Origin of the sequence: Tolypothrix bouteillei VB521301 (genome assembly GCF_000760695.4) — a bacterium.
In the GTDB taxonomy this organism is placed as follows: Bacteria; Cyanobacteriota; Cyanobacteriia; order Cyanobacteriales; family Nostocaceae; genus Scytonema; species Scytonema bouteillei_A.
The window spans coordinates 372,869-393,348 of record NZ_JHEG04000002.1 but is presented as its reverse complement, the minus strand read 5'-3'; the positions used below and the strand labels follow the sequence as shown (position 1 = coordinate 393,348).

At 41.1% G+C, this 20,480-nt stretch carries 18 protein-coding genes; 13 read left to right on the top strand and 5 right to left on the bottom strand.

Annotated elements, in window-relative coordinates; all coding sequences use genetic code 11:
- Nucleotides 1-34: 34 nt before the first annotated feature.
- A complete protein-coding gene (locus HC643_RS40430) occupies nt 35-517 on the top strand; it encodes a molybdenum cofactor biosynthesis protein MoaE (protein ID WP_038092171.1) in 483 nt (160 codons plus the stop codon).
- 201 nt (nt 518-718) lie between these two features.
- On the opposite strand, the gene HC643_RS40425 is transcribed toward HC643_RS40430, so the two are convergent.
- Together HC643_RS40425 and HC643_RS40420 are read right to left on the bottom strand one after the other, a co-directional pair.
- Entirely contained in the window at nt 719-2,689 is a 1,971-nt protein-coding gene (locus HC643_RS40425; protein WP_038092223.1) for a DICT sensory domain-containing protein, read from the bottom strand.
- A gap of 170 nt (nt 2,690-2,859) precedes the next feature.
- Nucleotides 2,860-3,435 carry a pentapeptide repeat-containing protein gene (locus tag HC643_RS40420; protein WP_038092174.1) on the bottom strand — a complete coding sequence of 192 codons (576 nt, stop codon included), beginning with the start codon at nt 3,433-3,435 and terminating at the stop codon, nt 2,860-2,862.
- 548 nt (nt 3,436-3,983) lie between these two features.
- Here HC643_RS40420 and HC643_RS40415 point away from each other — a divergent pair.
- The 9 genes from HC643_RS40415 (at nt 3,984) to HC643_RS40380 (ending at nt 14,088) form a co-directional block, all read left to right on the top strand.
- Nucleotides 3,984-4,274, top strand: a complete 291-nt coding sequence (locus HC643_RS40415) for a hypothetical protein (protein ID WP_137986445.1) — start codon at nt 3,984-3,986, stop codon at nt 4,272-4,274.
- A 302-nt stretch (nt 4,275-4,576) separates the two neighbouring features.
- Nucleotides 4,577-4,831, top strand: coding sequence for a DUF4212 domain-containing protein (locus HC643_RS40410; RefSeq protein WP_038092177.1), 255 nt, complete (start codon nt 4,577-4,579; stop codon nt 4,829-4,831).
- A 9-nt stretch (nt 4,832-4,840) separates the two neighbouring features.
- Nucleotides 4,841-6,520, top strand: coding sequence for a sodium:solute symporter family protein (locus tag HC643_RS40405; protein ID WP_038092180.1), 1,680 nt, complete (start codon nt 4,841-4,843; stop codon nt 6,518-6,520).
- A gap of 343 nt (nt 6,521-6,863) precedes the next feature.
- Nucleotides 6,864-8,063, top strand: a complete 1,200-nt coding sequence (locus HC643_RS40400) for an argininosuccinate synthase (RefSeq protein WP_038092182.1) — start codon at nt 6,864-6,866, stop codon at nt 8,061-8,063.
- 208 nt (nt 8,064-8,271) lie between these two features.
- A complete protein-coding gene (locus tag HC643_RS41080; protein ID WP_202048756.1) occupies nt 8,272-8,427 on the top strand; it encodes a hypothetical protein in 156 nt (51 codons plus the stop codon).
- A gap of 5 nt (nt 8,428-8,432) precedes the next feature.
- Entirely contained in the window at nt 8,433-8,846 is a 414-nt protein-coding gene (locus HC643_RS40395) for a hypothetical protein (RefSeq protein ID WP_050046232.1), read from the top strand.
- Between the two features lie 485 nt (nt 8,847-9,331).
- Nucleotides 9,332-9,670, top strand: a complete 339-nt coding sequence (locus HC643_RS40390) for a DUF3040 domain-containing protein (protein WP_038092185.1) — start codon at nt 9,332-9,334, stop codon at nt 9,668-9,670.
- Nucleotides 9,671-9,672: 2 nt separating this feature from the next.
- Nucleotides 9,673-11,754, top strand: a complete 2,082-nt coding sequence (locus HC643_RS40385; protein WP_038092188.1) for a dynamin family protein — start codon at nt 9,673-9,675, stop codon at nt 11,752-11,754.
- 54 nt (nt 11,755-11,808) lie between these two features.
- A complete protein-coding gene (locus HC643_RS40380) occupies nt 11,809-14,088 on the top strand; it encodes a dynamin family protein (RefSeq protein ID WP_038092192.1) in 2,280 nt (759 codons plus the stop codon).
- A 66-nt stretch (nt 14,089-14,154) separates the two neighbouring features.
- On the opposite strand, the gene HC643_RS40375 is transcribed toward HC643_RS40380, so the two are convergent.
- A complete protein-coding gene (locus HC643_RS40375) occupies nt 14,155-15,153 on the bottom strand; it encodes an RpnC/YadD family protein (RefSeq protein WP_038092195.1) in 999 nt (332 codons plus the stop codon).
- A 227-nt stretch (nt 15,154-15,380) separates the two neighbouring features.
- On the opposite strand from HC643_RS40375, the gene HC643_RS40370 reads away from it, so the two are divergent.
- From HC643_RS40370 to HC643_RS40360, 3 genes are all read left to right on the top strand, one after another.
- Entirely contained in the window at nt 15,381-15,575 is a 195-nt protein-coding gene (locus tag HC643_RS40370) for a hypothetical protein (RefSeq protein ID WP_237266112.1), read from the top strand.
- 204 nt (nt 15,576-15,779) lie between these two features.
- Complete coding sequence (locus HC643_RS40365; RefSeq protein ID WP_038092198.1) at nt 15,780-17,006, top strand: serine hydrolase; 1,227 nt, start codon at nt 15,780-15,782, stop codon at nt 17,004-17,006.
- A gap of 9 nt (nt 17,007-17,015) precedes the next feature.
- Entirely contained in the window at nt 17,016-18,260 is a 1,245-nt protein-coding gene (locus HC643_RS40360; protein WP_038092201.1) for a hypothetical protein, read from the top strand.
- A 78-nt stretch (nt 18,261-18,338) separates the two neighbouring features.
- Here HC643_RS40360 and HC643_RS40355 read toward each other — a convergent pair whose 3' ends face one another.
- Together HC643_RS40355 and HC643_RS40350 are read right to left on the bottom strand one after the other, a co-directional pair.
- Nucleotides 18,339-18,722 carry an SH3 domain-containing protein gene (locus HC643_RS40355; RefSeq protein WP_050046231.1) on the bottom strand — a complete coding sequence of 128 codons (384 nt, stop codon included), beginning with the start codon at nt 18,720-18,722 and terminating at the stop codon, nt 18,339-18,341.
- Between the two features lie 369 nt (nt 18,723-19,091).
- A complete protein-coding gene (locus HC643_RS40350; RefSeq protein WP_038092203.1) occupies nt 19,092-20,465 on the bottom strand; it encodes a DUF2252 domain-containing protein in 1,374 nt (457 codons plus the stop codon).
- Nucleotides 20,466-20,480: the final 15 nt, after the last annotated feature.

The following is a 20,480-nucleotide window of genomic DNA, read 5'->3' as shown; positions in this document are numbered from 1 at the left end:
CATAAGTAGAGTAGGTAATCCAAAGCTGACTCACATGAACTCAGTTGTAACCGATCCATTTGCGACTTCTATAAAACCAAACGCTGAAGACAACTTTGCTATTACTTTTGCGCCATTGTCTCTAGAAGAAGTTTATTCAAAAGCAGACGCTCCTGCAAATGGCGCGGTGGTAGTTATGAGTGGTACGGTTCGCAATCAAACAGATGGCAAACCTGTAGTCGCTCTAGAGTATCAAGCTTACGAACCTATGGCATTGCGAGTATTTTTCCAAATTGCTGCCGATATTCGACAGCAATGGTCTGATGTCAATCGTGTTGTCATTCATCATCGTGTCGGGCGTTTGCATATTGGTGAAATCAGCGTTTTAGTTGCGATAGGTTGTCCCCACCGTTCCGAAGCATTTGAAGCTTGTCGTTACGCAATTGATACTCTCAAACACAATGCCCCTATTTGGAAGAAGGAACACTGGGAAGATGGTTCGAGTAGCTGGGTCAGCATTGGTGCGTGCGAACATTAATAGCAAATGGCGCTCAGTGACTAGTAATTAATACTCAAAAAAAACCCTTTTCCATCAGAAAAAGGGGATAGAGTCACGGTGTTGTAGTTGTTGTCCTTACGGTTGTTTATTTATAGATGACAGCAAAATTTGGTTATGCAGTAACGGACGTCGTAAAAGATTTTGAGATGCTTAGAGAGGTCAGGCCGATCGCCACCTCAGCTAAACGCCTTGTGCTACAGGTAATGTAAAGTGGAATTCTGCACCTTGTTCTCTTCCTGGGGAAACTGCCCAAATTTTGCCTCCTAATTTTTCAACAATTTGGCGGCAAATTGCCAAACCCAATCCAGTTCCCCCAATTGTCCGTTGCATGAACCCTTCTTCCTGATAAAAACGCGCAAAAATAGCTTCTAGCTGATTTGGCTCTATCCCACGTCCGGTGTCTGCGATAATAACTTCTAACATTTGAGATTTTTTTTCCTTTCCTTGAGCCACGCTCTCTTCTACATTAAAAATTTGAGCGCGAACGGTCACTTTTCCTTTGGAATTAGTGAATTTGCACGCATTGTCTAAAAGTTTGCTTACAACTTCGGTTAACCCATCGCCGTCAGCAAGAACTAAAGGTAGCTCGGAAGGCAATTCTAGAAGAATGGAAGGTAAAGTTCGCTCTGCTTGGTTTCTTCTCAAGCTACTAATAACTAAGTCCAAACAGGTTTGGATGGAAACGGGTTCTATATGCCAGTTCAGCCAACCCCCTTCTAACCGAGAAAGGGTAAGAAAATCTTGAATCAGTCGCCGCATCCGTTCTGAATCAGCAAGAGCCGTTTGCAACATAGTTTGCTGAAATTCGATAGGCATATCTGGTTCGTTAGATATACTTTCCAAGCATACTTGGATGGTTGATAGAGGTGTCCGCAATTCATGCCCGACTATCGCAATCAAGTTGCTTTGTGTCCGTTCTAACGCTGCAAGTTGGTGATTTAAAGTTTCTAAATTGCTGTATTCTTGAGCTTGGATGAGGGCAACTGCCACTTGAGTTGCGATCGCTTCTACCAATGCCTTGTCCGAATCATTCCAAATATGTGGTTCTAGACCGCAGTGGTGCAATTCTAAAATTCCCAACCACTTTTGATGATAGCGAATGGACACCACAAGACAAGACCTGATGCCAAACGCTTGTAGTTGCTGGCTCAAATCCGGGTACGCTTGAATGCCCAAATCTTGGGTTGTGTCAGCGATCGCAACTGCTTTATCTTGAGATAGAACCGTCTCAAAAAGGGGATGCTGTGCTAAAGACCAAATTTTTCCCTTTAATGAAGCTAACCCATAAGCTAGGGCTTCATACTCAATGGGTGTCGGTTTTTCTTTGGGATGGTAGAGGTAAAGCAGACAGCGACAGGGACTGAACACTTGAGCGAGTTCCTTCACTGTCACTGCAAAAATCTCTTCTGGATTGAGTGATTGACGAATAGCCGCGCTAATGGTGTTGATCAGACGTTCCTGACGTTCTTTTTTTGTAATCGTGCGGTAAGCTTTGAGTTGCTTGTACTGACTGTTTTGTAAATATGTCACCAATCGATCTGTAAACAATCGTGCGTCAATTTCCAGTACTCGATTGTCTGCGGTTCGCTCTGAATTTACTTGAGTCAGACCGTAGCGTTGCCGCGCCACTTCAACTTTACCAGCTAAGTCCGGTCTGTAGTTCAAAATCCTTTCCATCAAGAGTTTAGCTGCAGAAATACTCACATCACGCTCAAACGTCCATATCCCTTTAAATTGTCTTGCTTGATCTAACGATGAACCATCGACAGGAGAAGCGTATTCTTGGCAAACGATGCAAGCGCTATATTTTTGTCCGATAATTACGAGATGCCATTCTTGTGCTAGTGCATCTTCGGGATGGAAGGGAATTGCCACCAATGAATCTGAAATCTTCTTAAAATTTGCTTCCGCCGCAGCAAGGACATAAACTTGGTCTGTACGCTGAGCAATTCTTTGATAGCGGCGGGTTTCTTGAAGGTAGTAACGCTCTTGCTGAAAATTAGCGAGCACTAGAGGCTTATCAGTTCCTACCAAAACCAGGTCTTCCATTGCATGAGAAAGTGCTGTCAAGGAAGATTTGAAATAAACTTGACATTTTAAATTTGGTAAAGCCTGGAGTAAATCGTGCAGTAAGGAATTTGAAGTCTTCATCACCGATAAGCTGTAGAGCATTCTCTGAAGAAATTTCCAGCTAAAACAGAGGAACTACAACCTAAGCTTGCTCCCTCAAAATACTACTCTTGCTATTATCGCGTTTATCAATACCAACTACGGAATGAATCACATCACCTGCGGAGGTGCTACTCATTAGGGAATTGTTATCAGCGATCGCTTAAGAGTAAGTCGCCGCTTACTGTCATAGAACTGATGTCAGTATGGCATAAATCAGTTCTCAACAATATTGCTTTTGTCAAGTTTACGTTGTACAAGTCTGCCTGACTCAATTTCGCACCAGTTAGGTTCGCTTTAGTTAAGTTGGCACCTGCTAGATTTGCACCGCTTAAGTTAGCATAGCGTAAATCCGCACCTTCTAAGTTAGTGTTACTGAGATCGGCAAAACTTAAATCGGCTAACCGCAAATCTGCCCTTGTCAGCACCGCCCGGTGTAAATCCGCTTTACAAAGATTTGTACGGATTAAATTAGCTTTGTGTAAATTTGCCCAAATCATGAAAGCTTCAGTTAAGTCTGCCCTCCACAAATTTGCTTCCGCTAGAGTGGCTTCACTTAAAATTGCTCCGCGTAGATTTGCGGCTGATAAAGTCGCGCCCGTAAGATCCGACCGACTCAGATTGATTCTAGCCAGACAGACTTCGCTTAGGTGAACGCGTTGCAAGGACACCTGTAAAAAATCTCTGTTGCCTGCCTTATAGTGTGTTATGAGTTCATTAGCATCCATGTTACAAATTGCAAGGATTGGGAACTTCAGCGCCGAGATAGGTTAGTAATAAAACATTCACCTCCCACCAATGTTCGCTATTCACTGGTGCAGTGCATGAATATCTTTTGTAGACCTATGTTAAATAATGTAACAAATTATTAACTCCATTCAAGTTATTCTCATATTTTTTTTATAAATTCTTACTATTAGTAGATAAAATCAAGTTATCCTTCTTCCTGGATTGGTCTTTCCTCGTACTTTCCCTAGAGTCAGGGCTAGGCTGACTCGTATTGGCTGTTCGATAGCTCTGGGTTTCTAGCACTTTTTGCCTGAGACCTACATAAGTCAGAAATGGTTCACAGATTGCAATCGAGTAATTTTACTTACCCCAGACTGCTCCTTGTCAACAGGAGAGAGTTTGATTTCGGATTTCCCCCCTTTCACGTGTAGGGATTGAGGGGATAGATCGGACTCGTGCGGAAACGTACACAACGGCTCTCATTGGGAGAAGCTGTTTAACCCCTATCATGGCTTGTGGTTGCAGGGGCTATACATGATGCAAAGCTATGTCCGCAACGGCTTACGCCAGTCGCCAGAGCGCGGGAGACCCCTCCCTTGTACTCCTTACGGAGACGCTAAGCGCAAAGCGCACGCTCCGCGAACGCGATGCCGAAGGCTATGCCCGAAGGGCTGTACGCCAGTTGCCAGGGCGCGGGAAACCCGCGTACAGCACTGGTCTCACCGCCTACTTTCTCTGGACTCACCAATTGCGAGCCACCTGTGGCGGAGATTATAGTGGGGGACTTAGATCCTTTACTCCCTTTCAACAAGTGAGAAGTACGAGGGCATATACATAGCTGCCATCTGCCCTCGTACTTCTGACGAATTGTTAAAATCTGTGATGAAAAGATACCACAAACCTTGCCATGAAAAAGGTATTTTTCCTTTTTCCCTCTACCTTTTCCTCAAAACCTAAATAAGGAACTTTCAAATTCAGTCAACTCCCCATTGTATCCATTATTAAGATTGCTATCTACAGAAAAATATTAAGTTTTAATAACAGCAATTGTGTGTGGAAAATTCATAAATTTCTTACCTTTATAAAGGTATAAATCTGGAGTGACCTGATATATTTTTTATTACATAAATAGTAAAAAAAATGGATAAAGAAAAGAGTCGCTCATACTGGCGTGCCAATACTGCTTTAATCCGCAATCTTTTAATAGTTTGGGCGTTAGTATCCCTTGGTTTTAGTATCTTACTGGTACAACCATTGAATGCAATACGGTTCTTTGGCGTACCTTTTGGCTTCTGGATGGCACAGCAGGGGTCGATCCTGATTTTTGTGGTGTTGATTTTCATTTATGCCTTTCAAATGGACAAGCTCGATCGCAAATACAACATTAAAAGGTGAGGAAAAACTGTGTCAGTTGAAATTTGGACGATTATAATAGTCGGGCTTTCTTTCCTGCTCTATCTTTACATTGGATGGCAATCACGAGTTAAGGATAGTCAGGGTTTTTTTGTAGCAGATCGAGGGGTTCCTTCCGTTGCTAATGGTGCAGCGACAGCTGCTGATTGGATGTCCGCAGCCTCGTTTATTTCCATGGCGGGTCTCATTAGTTTTCTGGGCTATGACGGCTCTATTTATCTCATGGGTTGGACAGGAGGATATGTGTTGCTGGCATTACTGTTAGCACCATATCTCCGAAAGTTTGGTAAGTATACAGTCCCCGATTTTGTAGGCGATCGCTACTACTCCAATGTTGCTCGTTTGGTGGCGGTGATAGCAGCCATATTTGTCTCCCTTACTTATGTAGCCGGACAAATGCGAGGAGTGGGCATTGTATTTAGCCGCTTTCTGCAAGTGGATATCAATACAGGTGTCATTATCGGTATGGTAATTGTGGGGTTTTTCTCCGTCTTAGGTGGTATGAAAGGCATCACCTGGACGCAAGTTGCACAATATGCCATCTTGATTGTTGCTTACTTGATTCCGGCGATCGCAATTGCCATGTTACTGACAGGTAATCCCATTCCTCAGTTTGCGTTTACCTTCAGTGATATTGCCAGTAAACTCAATCAACTCCAGGTTGACCTTGGGTTTAAGGAGTATACCCAGGCATTTGTGAACAAGTCCGCCATTGACGTACTATTCATTACTATTGCACTGATGGTAGGGACTGCCGGACTACCCCATGTGATAGTACGTTTTTATACAGTACCTGACGTGCGCTCGGCTAGATTTTCAGCAGGTTGGGCGCTCTTATTTATTGCCATTCTTTATACCACTGCTCCAGCCCTTTCCATGTTTGCCCGTTACAATCTCATCAATACTCTGCACAACACTACAATTGAGCAAGTGAGGCAGTTAGACTGGGCAAACAAATGGGAAAAGACAAAACTCTTGTCTTTTGAGGATAAGAACGGTGATGGACGTTTTCAGTTAGCCCCACAAAAAGACAAAACCGAAATTACAATTGACCCAGACATTATTGTGCTATCCACCCCAGAAGTTGCCAAACTAGCACCTTGGGTGATTGCTCTTGTAGCAGCCGGTGGTTTGGCAGCTGCGTTGTCCACAGCATCAGGTTTGTTGCTGGTTATTTCCAGTTCCATTGCTCATGATGTCTACTATCGGATAGTCGATCCGCAAGCCTCAGAACAAAAACGATTATTTGTTGGACGCATCATGGTAGGTTTGTCCCTCGTCCTTGCTGGATATTTTGGGGTCAATCCACCCGGATTTGTCGGTCAAGTTGTTGCTTTCGCCTTTGGCTTAGCCGCCTCTAGCTTTTTCCCAGTCATTATTCTGGGCATTTTCGACAAGCGAACCAACAAAGAAGGCGCAATTGCAGGTATGCTAACTGGTTTAATTTTCACAATAGTATACATTGTGGGTGTTAAGTTTCTCGGTATGCCAGCTTGGTTCTTTGGAGTTTCTGCAGAAGGGATTGGGACTTTAGGCATGATTATCAACTTGATTGTCACACTTGTGGTTTCTCGTTTGACTCCCCCACCACCCTTGGAAATTCAAGCATTGGTAGAAGATTTACGCAGCCCGGAGATTGAAGAAGAACAAGGAGTTAGAACCGTTCATTAACACTTCTTTCACTGGTGTAGGAGGTTAGCACTGCTAGCCCTTTCAAGATAACTTGTAAAATTTTGCTCTAGAGAGCATTGTTCGTCTATTTCTCTGCGCTCTCCGTGTCTCTGTGGTTTAAAAAATAATTGATTTAACCGCAGAGGCGCAGAGGGCGCAGAGGTAAGAGAAGAGAGTGAGGATACGGGCGAAGATGACTTTCTGTAGAGTATTATATGATACTAATTATTGATGTATATTATATGACAAATACTTAAAATTTTTTAATTTGTATAAAAGCAAAATTTATTACGTAAAATAATGACTCATTGCTTTGCTTTTAATTTGCTAACTGGAGAGATAAATGGGTCGCGCAAAAAAGGTGGTTTTGGCTTATTCTGGCGGAGTTGATACTTCCGTATGCATTCCCTACCTCAAGCATGAGTGGGGAGTCGAAGAAGTTATCGCTCTCGCCGTAGATTTAGGACAAGGTGATGAATTAGCTCCAGTCAAAGAAAAAGCACTGAAATCCGGTGCAAGTGAATCTTTGGTGGCGGATGTTAAGGAAAGTTTTGTCAAGGATTACGCTTTTCCAGCCATTCAAGCGAATGCTATCTATGAAAATCGGTATCCCCTAGCAACAGCTCTCGCCCGTCCGTTGATTGTGAAGGTGTTAGTAGAGACAGCAGTGAAATATGGAGCGGATGCGATCGCACACGGTTGCACTGGGAAAGGAAACGACCAGGTGCGCTTTGATGTTTCTACTGTTGCTCTCAACCCCAATCTTAAGATACTTGCACCAGCAAGAGAATGGGGAATGAGCCGTGAGGAAACAATTGCCTATGGCGAACGATATGGTATTCCTGCACCAGTGAAAAAATCTTCACCCTATAGCATTGACCGTAACTTGCTTGGAAGGAGTATAGAAGCAGGGGTTTTGGAAGACCCTAATGTAGAACCACTTGAAGAAATCTACGCGATGACGAAGGCAATAGCAGATACTCCCAACGAGCCAGAGTATGTTGAAATTAGTTTTACTAGGGGTATACCTACTGCAATCAACGGCGAACCCAAAAATCCAGTAGAGTTGATCGAACAACTAAACCAGGTGGTAGGAAACCACGGAGTTGGACGCATTGACATGATAGAAAACCGCTTGGTAGGTATAAAATCGCGGGAAATATACGAAGCTCCTGCCATGACCGTGTTAATTCAAGCACATAGGGATTTGGAGAGCTTAACTTTAACCGCAGATGTAACGCACTACAAGCGTGGTATTGAAGAGACATACAGCCAATTGGTTTACAATGGTCTGTGGTACAGTCCACTCAAAACAGCCTTAGATGCTTTCATTCAGAAGACACAAGAGCGGGTTTCTGGAACTGTACGGGTAAAACTTTTCAAAGGGAATGCCACTATTGTTGGGCGAACCTCCGAGAATAGCCTTTACACTCCTGATTTGGCTACCTACGGTGCTGAGGATAAATTTGACCACAAAGCAGCTGAAGGTTTCATTTACGTTTGGGGGCTTCCAACACGTATTTGGGCGCAGCAGGAAAGGTAGACAAAGGGAGTAGGGAGTTGGGAATGTTCCTTTTTCACAGCAAAGTTTCCCAAAGTACGTCCCTCCTCTCGTTCCCAGGCTCCGCCTGGGAATGTACATCCAGAGGCTCCGCCTCGCATTAGCTATGCAGGGCGAGAAAGAACTACAGATACACTGTGTAATAAAATCGTAGGAAACTGCCACAATTTACTGATGTCCTCAATAAAGTTTGATAGCAATTTTCCTACGACAAAAACATGACAAGATTTCTTTACGACCAATTTACCAAAAATTATCTCAAAAAGTTTATTTGTTTGGCGAGTGGTATCGAGCAGCAATTGTTGCAATTCATCAGTTACCACCTACGGAAGAAACACATGGCTGAGGATTTTGGGGAAAGGAAAGGTACAGCAACAAGCTATCCAAGAACTGCAAGCGTTATCTGAGGATAATCCCTTGCGAGAAGTGGCGCTAGATTTATTAAGTAGTCTGAAGACAATTCTAGAACTCAAACAAGATTTAGACCAAGAGGAGAGGGAATTAATTATGCAGTTATCACCTGTTTACGAACAACGGCTTGCGGAAGCTAGAGAACAAGGAATCCAACAAGGAGTTCAAGCAGACCGTTGCCTGACAATAGATACTGTGCTGAGAGGGCGGTTTGGAACCGTGGATGAGGAATTAGCAGCTGTAATTCAGCCAATCGTTGATTTACCTTTACAAGAGTATGCTGCTTTGTTATTACAATTGCCTAACTTGTCGCGTGAAGATTTGTTAGCGAGATTTCGCAACAGCGATCGCTAACAACTGAAATCGTGTTTTGGTCAACACTGATATGCCGTTTGTAGTTGTGCTGTCTGTGCCTGTAGCACGCAAAGGTGGCGGACCCATGCATCGTAACTACAAGCGACTAATTTTTTTCTCTTTTCTTTACACAACCCGAAAATCGATATTGATGTTGTCGTTGTCAGGGTTGTTCCTGTTGCGACTGGAGGCTTGTGAATAAAAAATATCTTAAAATCTCTTGTGGTGCTAGTATTTTGTCTCTGATACTCTGCAGCAGTCCTCACTGAGTTACAAACACATCTTCCTCGTCCTCCTTGTCTTCCTTGTCTCCCTTGTCCGGATTTCAAATAGGATTGCAATATCTCTGGTTTCGGAAGAAGCCGGGGATCTCATGAGAACAAAAACAGTACTTGCACTGATGTTACTCTAACTGTTTGTAAGTTATTTTACTTATCATCCATTTTTAGTGCTGATATTATCCTAATTGATTGGAGTAACCAAGGGTGAAATCTCCAGAAGATAAGTATAAAGACTTAGAACGGGTTGAGCGTCAACTCCGGGAAAAAGAGACAGAACTGAGACTGCGTGAGTTAGAAAATCAAATGAATGCTGACAATGCTGAGGTTTATCAAACTGTAAAGCATCAGCCTGACAAGTTTGATAAACCCTGGCAAAAAAAAGCTATTTTAGGAGCTAAATTATTTGCGCTTGGAGTTCTAGCGATCGTTGCTGTCAAGGTCGCATCAGTTTTAGCAGGAATTGTCATTGTTGGGTTGCTTGGATTTGTTACATATAAACTCTTTTTCGACCCAACAAGTAAAAATATTTTTAGGAAAAAATAAACATGGTTGCTCAAGTAGGAACTGATACATTTCTCAATGACTTAGAGCGTGTCGTACAAGTTCGCTCAGAAGTTGCTGTTGCTTTAAATAAAATAGCTGACACAATCGAGCGAGCGGAAGTCGCTGGAGATACAACATCTGGAAAACTCAGTTTAGAACGCGATATTGAAGATATTAAAGTAGCTACTAAAAATCTCCACACTGGTGTTTTTCGCTTACTCGTTTTGGGAGATATGAAACGGGGTAAAAGTACCTTACTGAATGCCTTATTAGGTGAAAATTTGTTACCAAGTGATGTCAATCCCTGTACGGCGGTATTAACAGTTTTACGCCATGGAGCGGAAAAAAAAGTCACTGTCTATTATAATGATGGCAAAAGCCCGCAACAGTTAGATTTTCAAAACTTTAAATTTAAATATACTATCGATCCACAAGAAGCAAAAAAACTAGAGCAAGAGAAAAAGCAAGCTTTCCCAGATGTTGATTATGCAGTGGTTGAGTATCCTTTGCCTCTACTTGAAAAGGGGATTGAAATTGTTGATAGCCCAGGATTGAATGATACAGAAGCAAGAAACGAATTATCGTTGGGTTACGTTAATAACTGTCATGCCATTTTGTTTGTGATGAGAGCATCGCAACCTTGTACTCTTGGAGAAAGACGCTATCTAGAAAATTATATCAAAGGTCGGGGGCTGTCAGTTTTCTTTCTTATTAATGCTTGGGATCAAGTCAAGGAATCTTTGATTGACCCTGACGACGCCGAAGAATTAAAATCTGCTGAGGATAGATTGAGGCAAGTTTTCCGGGCTAATTTATCGGAATACTGTTATGTGGATGGTCACGATATCTATGATGAACGAGTGTTTGAAATTTCTTCCATTCAAGCACTGCGCCGCAGATTGAAAAATTCTCAGGCTTCGTTAGAGGGAACTGGCATTCCTGAATTTACGGGTTCGCTGAATACTTTTCTGACTCGTGAAAGAGCGATCGCAGAACTGCGCCAAGTTAGAACACTAGCAAGACAAGCATGCAATCGCACTCGCGAAGCGATCGAAAGAAGAATCCTCTTACTTGACCAAGATGTCAACCAATTGCGAACAAGAATTAACTCTGTAGAACCCGAATTCAAAAAACTCACCAGTATCCGAGACCAATTTCAGCAAGAAATCAGAAATACCAGTGACACCAAATCTAAAGCTGTGGCGGATTCGTTCCGCGACTACGTTTTGGGCTTGGGAAATACTTTTGAAACAGATTTTCTCCGCTATCAGCCAGAATTAAATCTGTTTGATTTTCTTAGCAGTGGGAAACGAGAAGCGTTTAACATCGCATTGCAAAAAGCTTTTGAACAATATATCACCGATAAATCTGCTGCGTGGACTTTAACAGCAGAAAAAGACATCAGTGCTGCTTTTGCCCAACTTTCCAGAAGTGCAGCACAGTATGGTGCATCTTACAATCAAGTTACAGACAGAATCACAGAACAATTGACAGGAGAAAAAGTCAAAGTTAACACGAATACCACAACTGAAGAAGATAATTCTCCTGGTTGGGCGAAGTGGGCGATGGGATTGTTATCCCTATCTCGCGGTAACCTAGCTGGTGTAGCCATGGCTGGTGCTGGTTTTGACTGGAAAAATATCCTGTTAAATTACTTTACTGTGATTGGCATTGGTGGGATAATTACAGCTGTCACGGGTGTTTTCCTCGGACCTATTGGATTTGCTTTGCTGGGGTTGGGTGTTGGCTTTTTGCAAGCAGATCAAGCACGTAAAGAGTTAGTCAAAACAGCAAAGAAAGAGTTAGTGAAGTATTTGCCACAAGTCGCCCAAGAGCAATGGCATACCGTTCATAAAGCTGTAAAAGAGTGCTTTGACTCTTATGAAAAAGAAGTCAGCACGCGGATTAATGATGATATCTCCGCTCGAAAATCGGAGTTGGACAATTTGCTCAAGCAAAAGGAAACTCGCGAAATCGATCGCGAAACTGAATTGAAGCGGTTGAAAAAGTTAGAAGAAGACATCTTTGCTCAAATGCAGACAGTTGAGTCAGCTTACAACAATTTATTAGCTTACTACAGTTAGCTTTACTTGTTCCCAGGTTGAGTCTGGGAACGAGAAAACAAAGAGAAGAAAAGTATGCAACCACAGCAAAAAGAAGATTACCAACAACTAGCAGATGCTCTAAAATCGGTATCTGCTTTGCTCGATTTAGATTCTAAATCGCAACTGCATCAAGATACGCTCGCTCTCTGCAATTACCTCACTTATCCCAAGTTTCGGATTGCAGTCTTTGGACCGTTTAATCACGGTAAGTCTACCCTAATCAATGCTATGTTGGGCGATCGTGCTTTGCCAATAGATTTGATTCCTACAACTGGTGCTGCAATTATTGTTAGATATGGAACTAGCCTCAGAACTCGGATTCTTCTAACAGATGGAACAGAAATTTATCGCAACGGAACTGAAGTTTTAAAGCAATTTGCTGTTTTAGATAATGACAGGCGAATGCGAAGCGATGTCGCGTCCGTAGAAGTTTTTTGTCCCCATCCCTTCTTAGATACTGGTGTAGAATTTTTGGATTTACCGGGAACAAATGACAGAGAAGAACAAGATAATTTAGTTCGCCAACAACTTTTGAGTGCAGATCTCGTCGTACAACTTCTTGATGCTCGCAAGTTAATGACTTTAGGAGAAAGAGAAAACTTACGGGATTGGTTATTAGAACGGGGTATTAAAACAGTTATTTTTGTTGCTAATTTTATTAATTTACTCGAGCCAGAAGACCAAAAACAAGTCCAAAATCGCTTGCGGTTTGTCGCTGAAAGTTTTAGAGCAGACTTACCGCCTGGTTTTAGCAATTTATATCGTGTTGATGCTTTACCTGCGTTAAGAGCAAGACTCAAAGGAGATGTTGCAGCCGCTAGTAGTAGCGGTTTAGTTACTTTTGAATCTGCTTTGCAAAATATTGTGTCAATCTTTCAACAAAATAGCCAAAAAGTACGTTTGCCAAGAGTAGAACCTCTAGCTTTTCAAGTTCAACAAGCGTTACAAGTAAAAATAACTCCCTTGCAAAGTGAAATCAAAGTATTTGATGAAAAACAGAAGGCTAAAAATGAAATAAAAATCCGTGCAGAACAACTCATCAAAAAAGGCTTTGCTGCTAGTCTGTCTAAGTTACGCGATTGGTTAGCTTTACCCAGTTTACGAGATAAGTACCAGGCTGATGCAGCCGTTGCACTCGCACAAGGTAATTTTAAAAATTGGGAGCGAGAGACTCTGAAAAAAGATTTGAAAGAGTTACAACAAGATATAGTGAAATGGCTGTACCAAGCATACGAATTTTTTCAAGAAGAACGTCCAGAGGATTTACTAATTCCTTTACCGGATGAACCAAAAGTGATTTTACCTCCTCAGCCAGGGAGTTCTGAGATTTTGAGCGAACCGGGTTCGGTAGCTGTTGGAGGTGGTATAGGTTGGCTGTTAGGCGGTCCTATAGGTGCTGCTGTTGTTGGCAGTATTTCCTATTTAGTGAATAAGAAAATACAACAAGAGGGTGAAAAAACAACAAAGGAATCTTACCATCAACAAGTTGCAAAACTTTGTCTTGATGCTGTTGATAGCTATTTGATTTGTCTCAGCGATCGCGGATTATCTATACTAAGTGAATGTGAGAAAAATTCTGCCAAAATCATTTATTTTTCAGAAGGTAAAGAACAAGAGCCTTTGGAAATAACTCAAAAGCGCCAGGAATTATGGCAGTTACAAAATGGATTATATCAGTTGCACGAACAGTTAGAAAAAACTTTGAAAATTCCCATTCCTCCTGAAGTAAAAATGGCAGCGACAATGCCTAAACCCCAAGATTTGCGATCGGTATACCGTCAATCAGGTAAGGGGGTCAAGGAGGAAGTAGGGACAAGGGGACAAGGGGATAAGGGAGATAAGGGGGACAAGGGAGATAAGGGATACAAGGGAGACAGGGGAGATAAGGGATACAAGGAAGACAAGGGAGATAAGAGGAATTTTGCTGGATCTGCGCGAATTCCATCACCTCCACCTCCTAATGTGAAAGACGTAGAAGTAAAATTCCGTGCTTGGGAAATTGATGAAGAAATAGCACAGATGAAAGCAAACATGGCTTCATCGAGTTCTCAAGCGAGCCAGCAACAAAAATCCACTCAAAGTAACAAAGTACCAAATCAACCATCAGCACAGACAGATAAAGAAAAAATTCAAAATGCTTATACTATTTTGGGTTTGCACCCTGGTGCTTCGCAGTCTGAGGTGAAACAGGCGTATCGAACTTTAGTGAAAAAATGGCATCCCGATCTATTTATGAATAATCCACAACAGCAAAAACAGGCTCAAGAGAAAATGAGGTTAATTAACGAGGCTTATGCGCTGTTGGATGGTTAATATAATTTGTAGTTTTTGTATGGTGCGTTAGGCTTTGCACTTCGCACCATCATGCGATTGTAACTATCAAATATCAATTGTGGGTTGATAAATTTGGCGCAATTCCTCTGGGGTATCGACTGATTCCAAAGCTTTGAGAATTGCTTCTAATAAACTTATGTCTTGAATTGCTTCAATTTCAGGTAATAAAGTTTGACCTAGTTCACCAAATTTTAGTTTCAAACCTAAGGATATACCCTTTTTTAGTCCTTCTTGCAGTCCTTCTTGCAGTCCTTCTTGTCTTCCTTCCTGTTTACCTTCCTGTTTACCTTTTTTAATCCCCAATTGTTCGACACTCGTAATATACGGCATACTTTTAGACTCCTCAAAATTCCGAAATTCCTGCCAAAATTCTTGCTCTAATTCTTCAGGGAGGCTCATTATCCAATCGATTAACTTGAATAAGTTAATAATATCCTCCCGACTGAAGCCCAACTCGTATAATCGTTTAGTCAATTCTAGCTTCGACTGAAGCCTTTTTATGCGATTATTACGGGTTTGTTGAGCTTTCAAGTGGGTCATCACTACCACTGCAAAGGGATTGCGGCTGGCTTCAAGTTCTAACCACCTTGATTGATAGTCTAGCAATTTTACAATCGGAAATTTAAAGTCAACTTCACAACCAAATAACTGATAACCAAATTGATTCGGTCGCCAATTGCTGCGTTCATCTCCCAGAACCGCCAACGAAGCCACCGATCGCTTGTAACAGTCATAGATGCGGTAGTTATAGATAAACATTCTTTGAGCAAAGTCGCTTTCTTCTTGACTTTGGATTTCAATGTGTACAAGCACCCAAACTTGTTTTCCCGTTTTCAGGTAAATTTTCACCAGTTTATCTGCCAATCGCCTCCCAAGTTGTGCATCCCGCATGACTTGCTGGAGTTCTTTGTCTAAGAACTCTGGTGCATGAGTCCAATCCACCTCCCCATGCGCTTGTGGGAAAAAGAAGCGCATGAAGTCTTCAAAATATATTTGTAGTATATCTTTCCAAGGACTATCAAATTCTGTTTGCGGGTTGCTCATATTTAACTCTTATCCTCCTGTTCACAGAGGTTTGCTGTATCAGAGTTACATATAAATGACAAGATTACATAAATTGAGACCGTCTGAGAGCAATTTGGTCTCATTTGAGACCAATTGGGTGACAAATATCTAACTGGATGCTATTATCCAAAATTCAGTCACTACAGATGAACGCAAATAACTTGTGTCTCATCTCCATAAGAATTGCTAGTATACTTAATAACCTCATGATGACTTTAAGCCTTAGCAGCGAACAAACTCTTTACTTACTGCTACTCACCCATTGGTTGGTTGGTGCTATGGCGGGGGTCTTTGCTTGGTATAAAGGTCGATCTTTAAAATTGTGGCTGTTTTTAGGTCTAACTTGTGGTATCGCTGCTTTGCTTGTAGCACTCGTGATGAAGCCAAAACAATCAGTGTGAACTTAAATTTTACCTCTGTGCGATCGCACATCCTTAAGCCCCTATCCCCTACTCCTTAAATACAACCTATTGACTTGAGAACATAACTCTGGTACATTACGCCGTATTCTATTAAACAGGTGATAAACAAACCGAATAATCAAGCAATCGTGCTTAGCTAAGGTTTCTTAATAAGAAAGCCAAGGGTCTTGCATTGCAAAAGAAATGAAAAAATTAAATCCTGCAATAGTTTTACTGATAATTTTAGGCTTATCAGTGAGTATTCGATTGACTAAATCTCTCACAAAAGGCTCGGTACATTCTTCCGTTACGCAACCATTTCATTCAGAAGTATTAAGACCATCTGTTGAACCTCAATTTGTTCCCGTTCGCGCTTCTATCAAGACATCCGATCGCAAAACTGTTAAACCGCGTACAACTCCAGAAGACTTACCGAATTGGGCTATTGCTCAATCTCTGCCTTTTCCCTCCCGTCAACCAGGGCAAGAAGATTCTGAAGTTCATTACAATCTCAAAACTTCTCCCAATTTCAAATATAGCCCAAAATTACAAAAAATTGTTAACGATGCTGTGAATCTTGCAAGCGAGCGAGATTTGCCCAAACAGCAAATATCAATAACTTTGATAGATGCAAAAACTGGTGAAACAGCGGGATACAAACAAGATACTCCCAGGTATCCTGCTAGTGTCATCAAAATGTTTTGGATGGTCGTTTTATACGCGCAACTAGAAAATAATATCTGGGAAAGTGAAGATGACTTTACTCCCTACCTCCGCAAAATGATTGAGGAATCTGATAACGAAGCAGCTAGCTTAATTGTTGACTTAATCACAAGTACCCGTTCTAGCCCAACCTTGAAAGAAGAAAAATTTGAACTCTGGAAATACAAACGACAGCAAATCAATCGGTTTTTTCAAGAAGCTGGTTACAAAAATATTAACATTATCCAAAAAACATTTCCCATCTACCATATCAATTTTCCAGAACCTAAAGGAAGTGAATCTCAATTATTAGGCGTTCCAATTCGACATTGGAATAAGATAACTACAAGACACGCATCTCGATTGATTTATGAAATTTGTTATGCCAAACAAGCTGTTTCGCAAGAAGCTAGCTCTAAAATGTGTGAATGGCTCAAAAGAGATTTAAACCCGAAAGTTTGGAAAAAAAATTTAGATTCAGGTTTTAATCCTATATGGACCTTTTTTGGGGAAGGATTGTCTAATACAGATGTTCAACTTTATTCTAAAGCTGGCTGGACATCTATTGCACGGACAGAAACAGCAATGATTGATACAGGTAACAAAGGAACAACTTATATTTTGGTTGTTTTCTCTAGCACTTCAGCATATGCTGATGATGTTCAAATTTTCCCAAAAATTTCTCGTCTTGTTTATAAACGCATGATTTCCCGTAGTTCAAACAAATAATCCTCAATTATGAATAAAATTCCCAACCTTAAGACTTTCTTATCTATTTTTTGCCTTATTTCTGGAGGTCTTCTTTTACTGCGTAGCTGTCATTTTAGCAAAACCTATGAGAGTACAAATAACACAATTCAAGCCTCTAACGATCGGCTGCGAGTTAATTCAATTTCAAAAACAAAAGCTTCTCCAAAATTAGTCAAGCCAAAAGCTGCTGTAGAAGTTACACCAAAGTTGGATGAATCCAAAGCTGAAGATTTAACCAATACAGCAAAATTCCTTGCTGGTATACAAGTCGAAAATAATCCGCTTGCCAAGTTTCAACAAAGTGATGGCTGGCGATCGCATCAACAATTTTTTAACAATGCCTGGTCAAAGTTGGAAGCACGACAGTTGCAAAAGGTAAGAAATTGGTCGCAACAAGAACTCAACCAAATTAATACTATTGCTCCATCTATATTTTATCCCTTTAGCGGTCCTGATTTTTTATATGCTTATTCTTTATTTCCGAAAGGCGACAAATATGTACTGGTAGGTTTAGAACCAGTGGGTATAATTCCCAATCTGTCAAATCTTTCGGAAAATCAGCGAAATTTGAAATTGCAGGAAATTAGAAGTTCTCTCTACGCCATCCTACAATTCAGCTTTTTTATGACTAATGATATGAAGGTAGATTTAAGAAACCAAGGAGTATTGCCTATTTTGTACGTGTTTTTAGCACGTACTCAAAATCGCATTATTAATATCCAATATATCGGATTGAATAAAAATGCCGATATCGAACAATATAAAAAGGGACTAATTCCTGGTGTAAAAATTGATTTTGTTGCCAAAGGAGAAGAGCGATCGCGTTCTTTATATTATTTTTCCAATGACTTATCCAATTATGGGTTGGAAAAAAGACCGGAATTTAGTCGGTTTATCACTAAATTAGGTGAAAAAGTGACTTATTTAAAAGCAGCATCTTATCTAATGTACAATGAGGGATTCTCCGATATTAGAAAGCAAATTTTAGCTGAAAGCAGTCATGTATTGCAAGATGATTCTGGTATGCCTCTCACCGCTTTTAATCGTTCTCAATGGAATTTAAAGTTTTATGGTTCATACACCAGTCCCATAGGGTTGTTTGCAAATCGCTATCAGCCAAGTTTAAGAAGCATCTATCGAAATAATGAGAGTATCGAGCCTCTAGACTTTGGTATTGGTTATAAGTATGGAGCGAATAATTCAAATTTGATGTTGGCTGAAGGCATGAATTAAGTACCAACTTTAACTCAAAAGCGTTCGCAGTTAATAGCGCTATTCACTCCCCTAACTGTAAAAGAGCTTTGAAGATTCTTAATTGAAGCATTCAGGAGATATAAAATCTTCACGAACCCAACCACGTGCTCCGCTTTTTGGAAAGCCAACTCTATACCAAACAGATCCTTGGCGTTCCACAGTTGCTAAGTCTCGAGGGCTACCCCCTACTTCTCGTAGAATGTGAACGCGATCGCCTACAAGCCCGTAACCTTTGTCTGGAAAATTTGTCCCAGGTCCGGAGCGCAAATTAATTCGCGATCCATACTCTTGACCTATCAATGTTGCCATGCAATAAGACATCTCAGATCGAGCAATTTTTGATTGTTGTGCAGATGCTGGAAGCGCTGATACTGTCAAAGTTGCAATCAATCCGCTCAAGGCAACTAATTGAGTTCTGCCTGAAAAAATACGCTGAATCATTTCTATTGTTTCTCCTAATTAATAACTTGCGATTTTGGAGGAATTGTTTATCTCTAGTTCTGTTCTACTCCAAAATATTTAGTCATTCCAGAAAAAGCTTTTAAAAATTTAGTGAAGTTAGATCTCTGAAAATAATGCTCTCCAACTTAGGTATTTAGCGTGTTTCAGCCTAATTATAAAGTTTTGGTAGATGAGAAAGTGACTTTAGCCAAAAAAATACTTAAACCCAGTCAACTTTCAATACTCCAACGGCAGCTTGATATTTTCTAGTATTTTGCAATGAACAATATAAAGTTTGGACATGATAGTTACGCCCATCTCGTACATGAAATATTGCCTGAGGAAATTTGGAACTTTATGTTGCGATGTTTAGTAGAGTGGCACCCCTTGGTTATAAGCATTGACAAAACTAGTGTAGTCACAATCAACTTGAGTCGCATAATCTACAGCAAAGTTAACTATTTCATTTTTGAATGCAGCCTTATTACCACTTGTTATATCAGTGACTTCTTTATCAACACTTACAGCAACAATTGCAGTATTGTAGTCTCGATCGGAGATGGCATGATTTTTAGCCACAACCTTCCCTGCATACACCATCGCATCCATGAACTTTGACTTGGTGGTTAGCAATTTGCAGTCAAAGTCCACTTGATAAGGAGATTTTTCATGCAGCATAAAAGGAACACCACTAACAGTCGTGTAACCAACTAAGGGGTCAGTATTAGAAAGCATTGCTTTGGTGGCAATGGTCACTCTTTTCCCCTCATGCTCCTCATAAATGGAACTTGGCAGCAGAGAGGGAACTGCGAGCGCTACTGCACTAGGTCCTTCCTGCTTCATTTCTAAAATGCGATCGTCATCGGTCGCTGAACTTTGACCTTCAATCAGCAAGTAATATCGGTATTTGCCGAGACTGCCAGTGCCAGAACCTAATTTGAGGCGAATATCCTTTAGCGTATAGTAACTATTGCTGTATCGTTTACTGCTAGGAATAGAAGCTATGTAGTGCCTCATAGCAGCAGCAATAGCTGAATAAGTATTGCCAGATACAGTTTGGAGTTTAGAAGTTGTCTGGAAGACTCTACGATTGCTGTTATTTAACAGTGTGTATTTATTGAGCAAGCTAGAACGGCTTTTGCCTGCTACCTCTTGAATTAAATCCTTCACCACACCGTTCGTATTGCTCTGTTCGAGATGGTAGGATCGCTCGTCGTCAGTCCCCTGGAAATCACTCATTTTGTTCAAGTAAGCATCTAAAAAAGTCCGCACAATATCTCGAGCATCACTGGAACTCAAGGTGTTCTCTTTAGCTGCTAGGAGAATAGAAACAGCTATACGTCGCAAATCCCAAACATAGGGACCAAGATAAGCTTCATCAAAATCAGTCGTGTCAAAGACGTTATTACCGTTGCTATCCCTCATTCCTCCAAGATTCTGCAAGTGCATATCTCCCTCTAACCAAATAGCTGACGTAGAGGAATTGACAAAGCCAGAACTGGGTAAGGTTTGCATATCGCGGTAGAAGATGTGAGCCGTCCCGCGATAAAAGGCAAAGGGGCTAACTTTCATCTTTTGCATTTTCCTTACCAGTTCTTGAGGTAATTGAGAAGCAAAGGGATGGTTGTACTGATAAATTTCATTTTCCACCCAAGTTGAACGGGGAGTCGCAGCTTGAGATGGAGATGCTTGACCCAAAGTCAAGATGAAGACGGTAACGATTGCAAATATTCGTTGGAGCATACAGATTTCTTACGC